Origin of the sequence: Mycobacterium sp. GA-1841, from assembly GCF_001954135.1 — a bacterium.
Lineage (GTDB): Bacteria > Actinomycetota > Actinomycetes > Mycobacteriales > Mycobacteriaceae > Mycobacterium.
The window spans coordinates 75,570-88,901 of record NZ_MBEQ01000042.1 but is presented as its reverse complement, the minus strand read 5'-3'; the positions used below and the strand labels follow the sequence as shown (position 1 = coordinate 88,901).

General features: G+C 66.6%; 9 protein-coding genes and 1 pseudogene. 3 read left to right on the top strand and 7 right to left on the bottom strand.

Annotation, left to right across the window (positions count from 1 at the left end):
- The 5 genes and pseudogenes from A5740_RS10705 to A5740_RS10685 form a co-directional block, all read right to left on the bottom strand.
- A pseudogene (locus tag A5740_RS10705) lies at window positions 1-197 on the bottom strand (pyridoxal 5'-phosphate synthase lyase subunit PdxS); the annotation flags it as partial.
- Entirely contained in the window at window positions 194-1,747 is a 1,554-nt protein-coding gene (locus A5740_RS10700; RefSeq protein ID WP_076193841.1) for an APC family permease, read from the bottom strand. The pseudogene A5740_RS10705 and the gene A5740_RS10700, both read right to left, overlap by 4 nt.
- A gap of 8 nt (window positions 1,748-1,755) precedes the next feature.
- Complete coding sequence (locus A5740_RS10695) at window positions 1,756-2,856, bottom strand: class II histone deacetylase (RefSeq protein ID WP_076193839.1); 1,101 nt, start codon at window positions 2,854-2,856, stop codon at window positions 1,756-1,758.
- A gap of 10 nt (window positions 2,857-2,866) precedes the next feature.
- On the bottom strand, window positions 2,867-4,066 hold the full coding sequence (locus A5740_RS10690) for a M24 family metallopeptidase (RefSeq protein WP_139335063.1): 1,200 nt from the start codon (window positions 4,064-4,066) through the stop codon (window positions 2,867-2,869).
- 20 nt (window positions 4,067-4,086) lie between these two features.
- The gene (locus A5740_RS10685) at window positions 4,087-5,490 is read right to left on the bottom strand and encodes an aspartate aminotransferase family protein (RefSeq protein WP_076193836.1); all 1,404 of its coding nucleotides are present in this window, start codon (window positions 5,488-5,490) and stop codon (window positions 4,087-4,089) included.
- A 313-nt stretch (window positions 5,491-5,803) separates the two neighbouring features.
- On the opposite strand from A5740_RS10685, the gene A5740_RS10680 reads away from it, so the two are divergent.
- The 3 genes from A5740_RS10680 to A5740_RS10670 all read left to right on the top strand — a co-directional run bounded on the left by A5740_RS10680 (window position 5,804) and on the right by A5740_RS10670 (window position 11,363).
- Window positions 5,804-7,438: a PucR family transcriptional regulator gene (locus A5740_RS10680; RefSeq protein ID WP_076193834.1), complete on the top strand. Its 1,635-nt coding sequence runs from the start codon at window positions 5,804-5,806 to the stop codon at window positions 7,436-7,438.
- A 134-nt stretch (window positions 7,439-7,572) separates the two neighbouring features.
- Complete coding sequence (locus A5740_RS10675) at window positions 7,573-8,733, top strand: exonuclease SbcCD subunit D (protein ID WP_076193832.1); 1,161 nt, start codon at window positions 7,573-7,575, stop codon at window positions 8,731-8,733.
- Window positions 8,730-11,363 carry an ATP-binding protein gene (locus A5740_RS10670; protein WP_076193830.1) on the top strand — a complete coding sequence of 878 codons (2,634 nt, stop codon included), beginning with the start codon at window positions 8,730-8,732 and terminating at the stop codon, window positions 11,361-11,363. The genes A5740_RS10675 and A5740_RS10670 overlap by 4 nt, the downstream gene beginning before the upstream one ends.
- Window positions 11,364-11,379: 16 nt before the next feature.
- Here A5740_RS10670 and A5740_RS10665 read toward each other — a convergent pair whose 3' ends face one another.
- Window positions 11,380-12,597 (bottom strand): acyl-CoA dehydrogenase family protein, encoded by a 1,218-nt coding sequence (locus A5740_RS10665; RefSeq protein ID WP_076193828.1) that lies wholly within the window; start codon window positions 12,595-12,597, stop codon window positions 11,380-11,382.
- Between the two features lie 45 nt (window positions 12,598-12,642).
- Complete coding sequence (locus A5740_RS10660; protein ID WP_076193826.1) at window positions 12,643-13,263, bottom strand: TetR/AcrR family transcriptional regulator; 621 nt, start codon at window positions 13,261-13,263, stop codon at window positions 12,643-12,645.
- Between the last annotated feature and the right edge of the window lie 69 nt (window positions 13,264-13,332).

The following is a 13,332-nucleotide window of genomic DNA, read 5'->3' as shown; positions in this document are numbered from 1 at the left end:
GGATCCGACATGCGCGACACCCCACCCTGAGCGCGGATGTCAGCAGGCACCCGCTCCAGGGCCATCACAGCCACCGCGCCGGCACCCTCGGCGATCTTGGCCTGCTCGGGGGTGACCACGTCCATGATGACGCCACCCTTGAGCATCTCAGCCATCCCGCGCTTGACGCGCGCGGTTCCGACATGGTCAGTGCTCATACTGCATCAGGCTCCAGATCGCGTTTCTCACCGGCGGTTTCCGATGTGCTGTGGGTGAGCATCGTCCCTTGCCGGTGCCGCAACCGGATCCAGTACAACAGCAGGCCGCCGACTGTGACTGTGAGGAGGAACAGGATTCCCGACCAGGCGTAGTACCAGTGGAACGGCGGTTCAGGGTTGTACACCTCGCGTCGCGGCCATAACAGGTTGACCGCCATGGCGATACCCCACAGGATCGCGATGACGTTGACCGTCAGCCCCCAGCGGCCCAACGAATAGTCGGTACCGCCAACATCTTTCAGCGGCCACCTACCGCGCAGCCGCTGCCGCAGCATCGGGATGGTGACCAGGAGGTAGGCGCAGTAGATGAGGGCCACCCCGACACTGGCGAGCATCAGGTAGATCTGCGGCTGGGTCAGCATGACCACCAGAATCAGGATCGCGATCGTTCCCACGGCGATCGACGCGTTGGTGGGTGTCCGGCGCACCGGGTGTACATAGGCCAGCTTCGCCGCCATGGGCGTGCGGTTGTCACGAGCCATGGCGAACACCATCCGGATCGCGGCGGCTTCGAGCGCGATGACGCACACCGTGATCGCCACCGCGACCGAGATCAAGAACAGCTTGCCCAAAGTTCCGCCCAACACCGACAAGACGACGTACTGCAGACCACCCGACGAGGAGCCCAGTGCCGGATCGGAAAGGTCAAGGGCGGAAAGGATTCCGAACAACAGGATCAGGCCGCCGAGGACGAATGATGCCGTTACGGCGCGGATGATCGCCCGTGGTGCGGTGCGTTTCGGGTCCTTGGTCTCCTCGCCCAGCGTGCTGGCGGTGTCGAAGCCGTACATGACCCATGCCGATGCGATCGCCGCGATGAGGAACACCCCGAAATAGCCCGACGAGTTGGACGACCCGAGGCCGTGTGTTCGGAGGAGTTCACCGGGGCCCCGAACGGCGTGGACGGCGAGGATGACGATCAGCAGCACGGCGGCGACGAGTTCGACGAATACTCCGATGCTGTTGATCATCGTCGCCAGTCGCACTCCGAACGCGTTCACCATGGTGGTGACGGCGATCAGGATCCCGGCGAGGAGCACCCCGTTGAGCGCGAAATCATGCGGGCCGGTGCCGTCCCCGACGATCTGGAAACCCGACCAGATCTGGGGGAGCGTGACCTGGTACGTGAGCGCGACGGCAGAGACGGTGACGATCGAGGACACCGCCATCAGCCAGCCGGCCAACCATGCCGACGTGGAGCCGGACAACTTTTTCGCCCAGTTGTAGACCGAGCCGGCCACCGGGTACCGGCTGGCCAGCTCGGCAAAACACAAGGCGACCATGAGCTGCCCGGCGAACACCATGGGCCACGACCAGGCGTAGGCCGGGCCGCCGGTGGCGAATCCGAAGTAGAACAGCCCGAACACGCCGGTGAGCACCGAGATATAGCTGACACCGGCGGCGAAGCTGGCGAATTGCCCGATGCTGCGTTGCAGCGTCTGGGTATAGCCGTACGCATCCCCGCCGTCGTTGACCTCAGGTTGTGTCATCGCATTCCTCACTGCTGTCCGGCGGTGGCGCGTGATTCCGTCACCAGTGCATCGATGGCCGCTATCTCGTACTCCCGCAGGTCTTGCGGGGTGTCGAGTTCCATCGGATCGGTGCTGAACTGTGGGATGAGCCCGGCCAGTTCCTCGATGATCGCCAACACACAGAAGGGGACATGGTCGACGCTGTACCCACCTTCTTGCACGGCAATCAGCCGCCCGTCGCAGACCTCGTTGGACACGTCGGCCAATCGGCGGGTCATACCGCGGAACCCTTCGGTGGTCACGCTCATCCGGCCGAGTGGATCGGCCGCCGAAGGGTCCTGTCCGGCCGAGATCAGGATCAGGTCGGGACCGAAGGCGTGTAGGGCCGGCACCACCAGGCGGTCGACCGCGCTGAGATACCCCGCATCGCCGGTCCCGGCCGGCAGCGGCAGATTGACGGTGGTGCCGCGGCCGGCACCCCGCCCTCTGTCGTGCACCAGGCCGCGGCCCGCCGGATACAAGCCGTCCTGATGCAGGGAGACATAGAGAACGGACGGGTCCTCGTAGAAGATGTCCTCAGTACCGTTGCCGTGGTGGACATCCCAATCGACGATCGCGACCCGGCCGAGCCCGTGCCGGTGCTGGGCGTGACGGGCCGCGATCGCCACATTGTTGAACAGGCAGAACCCCATCGCGGTATCTGACGACGCGTGATGGCCCGGCGGTCGGGCCAACACGTAGGCATTGCGTTCGGCGCCGTCGAGAACCCAGTCGACCGCGGCGACCGTGCCGCCCGCCGACAGCAGTGCCGGCTCCCAACTACCGCGGCCAGCGCGTGCCTCCGGCCCCACGAAAGCCGCGGTGTCGGAATCGCAGGCCGTGCGGACCTTGTCGATGTGTACGCGGGTGTGCACCAGGGCCAGATCTTCGGAGGTGGCCTCCCGCAGCGGGAACCAGTCGAGTTCGCGCGCCACCCCCGATGCCTCGAGTACCGCCACTGCTCGTGCCAGTCGCTGAGGGTTCTCCGCATGAGTCACCTCCAGCCACGACGAGGCTCGCTCATCGAGAATCATCGAGCCGTTGTCGTGTGCAAGACACCGTTCGTCGAACCAGATACCGGTAGCCATCTGCGCCGTCCTACCAGTTCACGAGATCGGTGGTGGTGAGCAGTTCGTTGCCGTCGTTCCATACGATGAAATTCTGCTCGGCGCCGGCACTTCCGACTCCGGACCAGTGCAGGAACGTCTCGGTGCTGTAGGTCTGGCCCTCGTGGAAGACGGGATCCTCACCGGTCGGGTTGGCGGCGGCCGCGGTCAGCCACGGGTCTTCCCAGAACAGGCCGACGCCGTGCCCGTAGATCGGCCACATCTTGCCGGGCTGGTCTTCCTCGGTGTCCATTGAGGCCCGCAGCTCGTTACCGAGTGCGGCGATCTCGGAAAACCGGCGACCGGGGCGGATCTCGTTCATCAGCGTGGTGATGATGTGGTTGGCGTTCTCGATCAGCTGGCGTTGCCGTGCGGTGCCCTTGCCGCCGACGATGACCGTGCGGCCCGGGTCTGACCAGTAGCCCTGGTAGACCGGTCCGTAGATCCACATACGGACCATGTCGCCCTCTTCGAGCATGACGTTGGGGCTGAACCCGAGGATCGGATCGCCACAATGGTTGAACATGGTGGGACCGCTGGAAACCGGGACCATGTGGGGTACGCCGCCGTGGCGCATCAGCTCGGCGGTACCGAGCGCGGCGACCTCGGCCTGGGTCACCCCGCCCTTGCTGGCGGCCTGCACCATCACGTCCATGGCTGCGGTCACCTTGACTCCGATTTCGCGGTAGCAGTCAAGCTCCCGCGGGCTCTTCTGCTTTCGCACCTCTCGTACCAGATCGTCAGCCTCGACGAACTCCACATCGGGCAGCTCGGCCTCCAGCAGCCGGGCGTACTTGACCGGCAGGAAATCGGTGCCCACCATCGCGATGCGTGAGATCGGCTTGCTGCGAATGAGTTTGGCCACGCCCTCGATCAGATGCGGTTCCCAAGTGACGTTGCTGGCCGGCAGCGGCAGCAAGTCGGCAGGGAAGTCCGGCTCGTCGACCACCATCTCGGGAAGGTCCTGGCCGCCGATCACCATGGCCGAGAAACTCACACCCATCCACTCGGGGCTGTCGTATTCATGGCCGGATTGGCTGGAGTAGTAGTTCGACAAATACAAGATGTCGTTGCATCGTTCGAACGTGCCGCCGCTGCGGCCCCAGATCAACGCCCAGTCGAAGCCACGCTGACGCATGGCCTCCAGCACGTTGCTCCAACGGGTTTCGTACTCGTCAATGGGGAAATACATCGTTGTCTCCTTGTGATTCACTACTGGGCTGGATAGAGCTCGGCGATTGCCTCGGTGAGGATCTCCTTGTGTCGGTCGACGTCGGCGGGGACGTTGGCCGGTGACATCAGGGTCATGTTGTGGAACGGGGTCAACAGCATTCCGCGGTTGAGCATGTACAGGTGGATGAGCTGGTCGAGCTCGAAGTCACCGGCCTGCGCGGCTTGCGTGCCGTTGCGGGCCCGGTCGGCGCTGAACAGGTACTCGACGCGGCAGCCGAGTCGGGTGACGTGCCAGGGCAGGTCATAGGCGTCGATGAGTTCGTTGACATCACGTTCGAGCTGTACGGCCAGATCGGTCATGCCGGTGAAGGCCTGCTCGGTCAGCACGTTGGACAGCGTCGCGCGGATGGCGGCCAGCGACAAGGCATTACCGGCCAAGGTGCCCCCGACCCCACTCACATCGGAGTCCTCGACCGACACCATGCGTTCGATGCGTTCGGCGATGTCGGCGGTGAAACCATAGGCTGCCGAGGGCACTCCACTGCCGATCGACTTGCCGATCGTCACGAAATCGGGCTGCAGCCCGTGGGCCTGTGTGTAGCCACCGGGGCCTGCGCAGATGGTGTGGGTCTCGTCGATGACGAGCAACGTTCCATACTTGTGGGTGAGTTTCCGTAGTGCGTCGTGAAAGCCGGCTTCCGGCAGGACGATTCCGATATTCGTCAGGGCCGGTTCGGCCAGCACGGCGGCCACCTCGCCACCGGCGAGCGCCTGCTCGAGAGCGTCGAGATCGTTGAACTCGACCACCTTGGTGGTTTCGCTGGGCGGCACCGCGGGACCGATGTTGCCGCGGCGTGGGGTGATCGTGCCGTCCACCAGGGTGGCGAGCGATTCGTCGACGCTGCCGTGGTAGCAGTGGTTGAACACCAGCACCTTTGGGCGTCCGGTGATCATCCGTGCCAGCCGGAGCACGAAGCGGTTCGCGTCGGTGGCGGTCAGGGCGAACTGCCAGTACGGCACGCCGAATCGGCGGGTCATCTCCTCACCGACCCAGATCGCATCCTCTGTCGGCAGCATGAAGGTGATGCCATCGGCCGCTCGGTCGGCGATCGCACCCACCGAGCCGGCCGGCGCGTGGCCGGCCATTGCTCCGGTGTCGCCGAAGCAGAAGTCGATGTACTCATTGCCATCGACATCGACCAGGCGGGCGCCGCGCGCGGTGGCGATGAACGGCGGGAATCCGCCGGGCCACTTGGTCATCCAGTTCATCGGTACGCCGCCGAGCAATGACTGGCGGGCCCGTTGCACGAGCTCGAACGATTTCGGCCGGTCCCGCGCGAACCGCTCCTCCTCGCGCTGTCTTATGGCACGGATCCGGTCGCGGTCCGCGACTCGTGTTTGCCGAGAACGATCGGTTTCGGCCGTGCGGGCATGGTCGAGCATGATCCTCCGTCTGTGGGATTCGGTGAGAGCCGGTCGCGGCCCCTGCGCTGTATTCGGGGGTTCGTCGCCGGTACACCACGATGATGTGCCCTGGACCACACGACGAGCCAGATGCCAACTGTCTGGATTCGGTCGCGGTGTTTTGACAGTTTGTCGGACGGCCCAGAAGGGCTGGTCGGCGTGATCGCTGCCGCGCTGGTCGACGCCTGATAAGGGTCCCTAGCTGGTCAGCCGCCCGGGCGGCCGACAGAGTGTCAGAACTTCACCGTCTCAGCCTTGACAGGTTAGGGCCACTTCCCACACATTCGAAGGGGTGAGTGACCACCTCGGTGTGACGGTTTGGACGATCCTGCACCTGCCCGCGCTTCAGCGTGGCGCTCCGGAGATCCTCGCCGGGGACGATCCGGCGCTGGATCGTCCGGTGCGCTGGGCGCACGCCGGTGAAGTGCCCAATATCGCGACCCTGCTCAAGGGTCGAGAGTTGTTGCTGACGACCGGGATGGGGATGGACCGCAGCCCGGCCGGTCTACGCCAGTTCATCGACGATCTGAGCAATCGCGACGTCGCCGGGCTGGCGATCGAACTGGGTAGGGTGTTCGACAGGCTTCCCGACGAACTGGTCGACCAGGCCCGGCGGCGAAACCTGCCGTTGATCGCGCTGCACCGGGAACTGCCGTTCGTGGAGGTGACCGAGGCCGCGCATCAGGCGATCATGAGTCACCAGCTGCGACTCATGGAGCAGGGCAACGAGTTTCACCGCAGATTCACCGAACTGATGCTGAACGGCGCCGGCGTGGCCCAGATCTTGGAGGCGCTGTCGGAGGCCATCGGCAACCCGGTCGTGCTGGAAAACGCTCGCACTGGCGCGATCTCGCACGTGAGTTACACCAGCACCGACTCGATCGTGTTGGCGTCGTGGAATTCATTCCGGCGCGGGGCCCATATCGAGTTCGAGACGATCCGGCGAACCATACCGATGGGCACGGGGGAGACGTGGGGCACGCTCACCGCGATGGGGTTGGATTCGCCGTTGGCCGAGCTCGACGCGGTGGCCACCGATCGCGCGGTCGGCTTGCTCGCGCTGGCGTTGCGCCAACAACAAGCCGAAACCGTGCTGGCACTTCGTGAGCGGGGCGACTTCCTCGAACGGGTGATGACCAGAGACATCGACGATGCCGAGGCCAGTATTCGGTTGGCGGCCATGGGTTTTCCACGCCGGATGGGACCCCTGATGCCGGTGGCGATCGCGCACGCCTCGTCGGCCAACCCGCTTGCCGGGGAGGAAGCGGCCTGGGCGCTGGTCTGGCGGGACGTGCGTAAGACGTTCGGCCAGCGTGGGCGTCCCATGGTGGTGGGTGCCCGTGGCGACGGTGGCCTGACCGTGGCGCTGGTCGCCATCGACGATCCCGGCACGCGCTCCGAGGAGGCGAATTTCATCGCCGAGACCGTGGAGCGGTTCGCAGAACAGCGCTTCGGGGTGTCGGGACTCGCGGTCATCGCGGTCGGCCGGGTCGCACGAACCTGGAACCACATCCGCCAGAGCCTGGCCGAGACCGAGGACACCGCACTGGCCGCGGCGCACGGTCCCAAGCGGCCGTGGCACGATGCCGCGCGGGCCGACGTCGATCGACTGTTGTGGTCGATCCGCGACCAATCCGCCCTGCGATCATTCGTCCGGACCAGCCTCGACCCGCTCATCGAGCACGACCACGCGCACGGCACGCAGCTTGTGGATACCCTGCGGGTGCTGTGTGAGAACCCCGGCCAGAAGAGCGAGGCGGCCCGGCGCCTGCACGTCGAACGGCAAACTCTCTACTACCGGATCGGTCGCATCGAATCGCTGCTGGGAGTCGATCTGTCACAGGGGGCGACACTCTCCGCCCTGTACCTCGCGCTGAGGGCGCGCGATTATGTGCGGCCGGAGATGGTCGAGGCTCCCGCCGGCTGACCCGCAGGCAAGCTGCCGACCATACGCGCCGCCGCGCGTCCCCGGACTTGTCGGCGCCCAGTCCTACACTCGCCTTGCTCGCAAGATGAGTCGCCGGGATGTGGACGAAAAATGGACATGGAGGGACGGGGTCGATGCGTTTTCTGCACACCGCCGATTGGCAACTCGGCATGACCCGTCACTTCCTCAGCGCCGGTGACGGGGAAGCCCAGCCACGTTATGCGGCCGCCCGCCGCGAGGCAGTGTCCGCACTCGGCGCGGTCGCGGCGGCCTCGGGCGCGGAGTTCGTGGTGGTGTCCGGTGACGTGTTCGAGCACAACCAGTTGGCTCCTCGTGAGGTCAGCGTGTCGCTGGAGGCCATGCGCGGCATCGGGGTGCCGGTGTACCTGTTGCCCGGCAACCATGATCCGCTCGACGCGGCCTCGGTTTACACGAGTGCGCTGTTCACCGCCGAATGCCCGGACAATGTCATGGTGCTCGATCGCGCCGGCGTGCATGATGTGCGCCCCGGCCTGCAGATCGTCGCCGGTCCGTGGCGCTCCAAGGCGCCGACCTCCGACCTGGTGGGTGACGTGCTGGCCGATCTGCCGGCCGACGGGGTCACCCGGGTTGTGGTCGGCCACGGCGGTGTCGACCTCCTCGACCCGGACAAGGGCAAGCCGTCGTTGATCCGGTTGGCTGCCGTGGAGGATGCGCTCACTCGCGGCGCCATCCACTATGTCGCGTTGGGGGACAAGCACTCTCGTGCCGAGGTCGGCTCGACGGGCCGGGTGTGGTATTCGGGTTCGCCTGAGGTGACCAACTATGACGACATCGAATCCGATCCCGGCCATGTGCTGGTGGTCGACATCGATGAGGACGATCCGCAGCGCGCGGTTCGGGTCGATTCCGAACGGGTGGGCCGGTGGCGGTTCGTCACGTTGCACCGCGCGGTGGATACCGACCGCGACATCGCCGATCTCGACATCAACCTGGATCTGTTGGCCGACAAGGAATGTACGGTGGTGCGCCTGGCATTGACCGGTTCGCTGACCGTGACCGACAAGGCGGCGCTGGATGCCTGTCTGGACAAGTACGCGCGGTTGTTCGCGGCGCTGACCGTTTGGGAACGGCACACCGAGATCGCGGTGCTTCCTGCCGACGGCGAATTCGACGACCTCGGTATCGGCGGATTCGCCGCAGCCGCGGTCGACGAGCTGGTGGCCACGGCGCGATCCGAAGGTGCCGCGGCCGACGATGCGCGGGCTGCGCTGGGGCTGTTGCTGCGTCTGGTCGATCGGGGAAGTGCGGCATGAAACTGCACCGCCTGGTCCTGACCAATTACCGCGGCGTGAGTCACCGCGAGATCGAGTTCCCCGACCACGGTGTGGTGGTGGTCAGCGGCGCCAATGAGATCGGTAAGTCCTCGATGATCGAGGCGCTCGATCTGCTGCTGGAGGCCAAGGACCGCTCGGGGAAGAAGGAAGTCAAGCAGGTCAAGCCCACCCACGCCGACGTCGGTGCCGAGGTGGTGGCCGAAATCTCCACCGGCCCTTATCGTTTCATGTACCGCAAGCGGTTCCACAAGAAAGCCGAAACCCAGCTGACCGTGCTGGCGCCGGTGCGCGAGCAGCTCAGTGGCGACGAGGCGCACGAGCGGGTGCTGGCCATGCTCGGCGAAACCGTGGACACCAGCCTGTGGCAGGCGCAGCGGGTGTTGCAGGCCTCCTCGACCGCCCCCGTCGACCTGTCCGGTTCGGATGCCCTGGCCCGGGCGCTGGACGTGGCTGCCGGTGAGGCGGTCACGCTGTCCGGTGACGAGCCGCTGCTGATCGAGCGCATCGACGCCGAATATCTGCGCTACTTCACCGCCACCGGCCGGCCGACCGGGGAGTGGGCCGCGGTCACCAAGCGGCTCGCCGCCGCCGACGACGCGGTGGCACGGTGCGCTGCCGCGGTGGCCGAGGTCGACGACGCGGTACGCCGTCATGCCGAACTCAGCATCGAGGTCACGGGTTTGGCCGCCGAGCGCGAGCAGGCCCAGGCCGGCCTGACCGCGGCCCGTAAGGCCGCCGACGAGGTCGCCGCCGTGGTGCAACGACTCAAAGAAGCCGAGGTGGTCGCCGACGCCGCACGGGTGGCACAGAGCGCGGCCGCCGACGCGCTCACCGAGCGCCGACGGTTGCGCGCCGAGATCGACGAACGCGCAACTGCCATCACCGACCTACGGGCCACGCTGAGCTCGGCCGAGGATGACACCACCACGGCGCGGGCGGTTCACGAGGCCGCCGAGGCCGCGGCCGAGCAGGCGCGGGTGGCCGCAGACGAACATGCGGACCTGGTCGAGGTGGCCCGCGCCACGCTGACGCGGATGACCGACCGGGACGAAGCCGACCGGCTGGCCACCCGGCTCAGCAAGATCGACGCCGCGGTACGCGATCTCGACCGGGTCAACCGCGAGTTGGCGGGGATAACCCTCGACGATGCCGGGGTGCGGGCCATCGAGGCGGCAGCCCTCGCCGTGGAGCGCGCCACCGGACAAGCCGAACTCGCCTCGGCGCGAATCGAACTCGTCGCGGCCGAGGAGCTCGAAGTTCGGGTGGACGACGCCGGGGTCACCCTGGAGGTCGGCCGCCCGTGGTCGGTCAACACCACCGCCGACACCGAGATCGACCTGCCCGGCGTGCTCACCGTACGGGTGGTGCCCGGCACCCCGGCCGCGCAGACCCAGGCCCGTCTCGACGAGGCACAGGCGACGCTGACGGCCGCACTGGCCGCCTCCGGGGTTGAGAGTGTGGATGCCGCGCGAGCGCTGGACACCCGTCGTCGGGAACTGCTCGGCACCCGTGACCGGCTGAACGCCACCGTCGATGCCCTCACCGGCGAGGATCATCTGGACGTCCTACGGTCGCGGCTGACCCATCTGCGGGCAGCCCACCCCGACGAGGCGGCGTTGTTCGAACTGGCCGGCCCCGCCGACGCTGGTGCGGCCCGGGCTGAACTCGACGCCGCGGTGGCCCGGCACCGTCAGGCGGTGGCCGACAGCGAGACCAGCCGCAAGGTGCTGGCCGCGGCCGCCCAGAAGCTGTCGGAGAAGTCCAACCGGCTCAGCGGGATGCGGGAGAAGCTCACCTCGGCGCAGGCGGAACTGACCGTCTGCACCGGACGTCTTGAGGCAGCGCGCGCAGTGGTCGCCGACGAGGCACTGGCCATCAAGGCTCAGGCCGCCGATGACGAGGCTGCCGCCACCACCGGCCGCGTCACCGTGTTGCGCGCCGAATTGTCGGCCACACCACCGGATTCGGTGAACGCTGCCCTTCAGGCGGCGATGCGTCGGGCCGACGTCTCGGCTGTCCGGCACGATGCCGCAGTCGACGGACTGCGCGAGGTGGCCGCGCAGCTCAAGGTGTACGGCACCCAGGGGCGCAAGGGGCATCTGGACGCCGCCGAGACCGAACGCGAGCATGCCCACACCGAGTATCTGCGGGTGCACCGCCGGGCCCGCGCCGCCGAGACGCTGCGGTCGGTGATGGCCCGGCACCGCGATGCCACCCGACAGCGCTACGCCGACCCGTTCCGCCTCGAAGTGCAACGCCTGGGCCGCTTGGTGTTCGGCGAGGACTTCGAGGTCGAGGTCGACAGCGATCTCAACATCTGCACCCGCACCCTGTCCGGCCGCACCGTGCCCTACGAATCACTGTCGGGTGGTGCCAAGGAGCAATTGGCCATCGTGGCGCGGCTGGCCGGCGCCACGATGGTGGCCAAGGAGGACAGCGTTCCGGTGATCATCGACGATGCACTCGGTTTCACCGATCCCGAACGGTTGACCAAGATGGGCGCGGTGTTCGACGCGGTCGGCGGGGACGGCCAGGTGATCGTGTTGACCTGCAGCCCTGAGCGTTACGCCAGCGTGCAGGGCGCCCACCACATCGCCTTGACGGCCTGATCGACGCCCCCCAGACTCAGAAGTAGGCGTTGGCCGGAACCGGCGTGCCGTTCAACAGGTTCTGGCCGATCGCCCGCGCCTTGTAGGCCACCGGGTTGTGCAGGGTGATGGTGCGGATGTTGCGCCAATGCCGGTCCAGGTTGCGCTGCCGGCTGGCCGCACTGGCCCCGCCGAGCTCGAGCAGCCGCGTGGCCGCCTCGGGAGCGACATCGTCAAGGTGAACCTTGACCTTGGCCACCTTGAGCTGCGCCTCTTCGGCCAGGTGCGCATCGGGCACCCCGTCGACCTCCGAGTCGGTGGCGGCACCGATGGCCGCGGCCGCGTCGAGAACCGCGGCCCGGGCCACATAGGCGGTGCTGGCCAGCACGCCGAGTTGGCGCTGCAACAACGGGTCGTCGGTGGGCCGCTCGGTCACGGCATGGCTGAAGTTGCGCTCGCGCGAACGCAGCAGGGCCACACCGTCGTCGACGACATTGGCCAGAATGCCGGCCACCACCGCATGGATGAACAACTGCAATGCGGCGTACTGCACTGTCGGCACCGGGTCGGCATCGTAGGAGGTGTCGGAGAGCACGTCGTCGGCGGCGACCGCGACATCGGTGAACGTCGTGGTGCCGGTCCCGGTGCGACGCTGACCGAATCCGTCCCAGTCGTCGACCAACCGGACACCGTCGCGGTCGGTCGGCACCAGCACGTTGGCCACCGAGTCGTGGTCGGTGGTGGCCGTCACCGTCAGGTAGTCCGAGAACAGTGTCCCGGTGCTGTAGTACTTCTCGCCGTTGAGCCGGTATCCGGAGCCTGCCGGGTCGGCCAGCAATCGGGTGTTGAACACCAGGCTGCCGACTGCCAGTGAACCCTTCTCGCTGAACGCATTACCGAAGATCTTGCCCTCGGCGATCTTGCCCAGCCAGTGCGCCGACACCGGATCGCCGGCGGTGCGCAGCCGTTCCTCGGTGAACCAGAAGTGGGTCCGGAAGATGTGGGCCACGATCGGATCGGCCTTGGCCACGTCGATCACCGCGGAGAACAGCTGTGGCACGGTGAATCCAGCACCGCCGAGGGACTCGGGCAGGCGCAGGGTGCCGAACCCGGACCGTTTCAGCGCGGCGACCTGATCGAACGGATTCTCGTCGTTCAGGTCACGGTCCTTGGCGCCCGAAGCGATCGAGGCCAGCAGGGCGTCCCACTCCGGCGTTCCGGGCAACACGTGGGTGATTTTCTCGACGGTGGTCATGGCACCGTTGTATCGGCCCCGGCTACCGGCAGGCACGCGTTTGGATCAGGGCGAACCAAAGCCTCTGACCCGCATACCGTAGAGGTAGGTGGTCAGGTACTCCTTGATGACGGGGGCCCGAACCTCCGGTGTGTCGGGGATGGTGATCAGCAGCGCGTAGAGCCCGGCGAAGAACGATGCGGCATTGTGCAGCACATCCACTTCGTCGGGAATCTCGCCGACCTCTTTGGCGTGCTGGAGTTCCTTGATCAATGCGACGAGCACCGGATGGTGCGCCCATTCCTCCGAGGGGGGACGGGTGGTGGAGAAGTGCAGGGCCAGAAAGTCTTTGAACAGTGGCCGGCCGAGGCGTCGCTCCAGCTTCTCCAGCATGCGCACGGATTCGGCCAGCGTGGCGTGGACATCGTGCGGTTCGGCGAAGAACCGGATGAGCTCGCCGGCCATGCGGGCCTCTTCACGCTGTTCGAGTTCCACCAGGACGTGTTCCTTGGTGGGGAAGTGGAAGAAGAAGGTGCCGTGGGCGACACCGGCGGCCGAGGCGATCGCGGCCGTGTCGGCCGCGGCCATGCCCCCGCGTTTGAACTCGGCGATCGCGGCCCCCAGTAGCCGTTCCCGGGTCTGCTGACCCTTGCGGCTGCGGGGTGGTGGCGATTGAGCCTTCAGCACGGCCCGATGTTACGACATTCAAGAACTGACTGTACTCAGATTGACTCTTTCCATTGACTGCAGTGGACG

Bases quoted from the DNA above. Each gene is read 5' to 3' on its own strand.
- A5740_RS10700 (WP_076193841.1), bottom strand. From the start codon at position 1,747: ATGACACAACCTGAGGTCAACGACGGCGGGGATGCGTACGGCTATACC.
- A5740_RS10690 (WP_139335063.1), bottom strand. From the start codon at position 4,066: ATGTATTTCCCCATTGACGAGTACGAAACCCGTTGGAGCAACGTGCTG.
- A5740_RS10685 (WP_076193836.1), bottom strand. From the start codon at position 5,490: ATGCTCGACCATGCCCGCACGGCCGAAACCGATCGTTCTCGGCAAACA.
- A5740_RS10670 (WP_076193830.1), top strand. From the start codon at position 8,730: ATGAAACTGCACCGCCTGGTCCTGACCAATTACCGCGGCGTGAGTCAC.
- A5740_RS10695 (WP_076193839.1), bottom strand. From the start codon at position 2,856: ATGGCTACCGGTATCTGGTTCGACGAACGGTGTCTTGCACACGACAAC.
- A5740_RS10665 (WP_076193828.1), bottom strand. From the start codon at position 12,597: ATGACCACCGTCGAGAAAATCACCCACGTGTTGCCCGGAACGCCGGAG.
- A5740_RS10675 (WP_076193832.1), top strand. From the start codon at position 7,573: ATGCGTTTTCTGCACACCGCCGATTGGCAACTCGGCATGACCCGTCAC.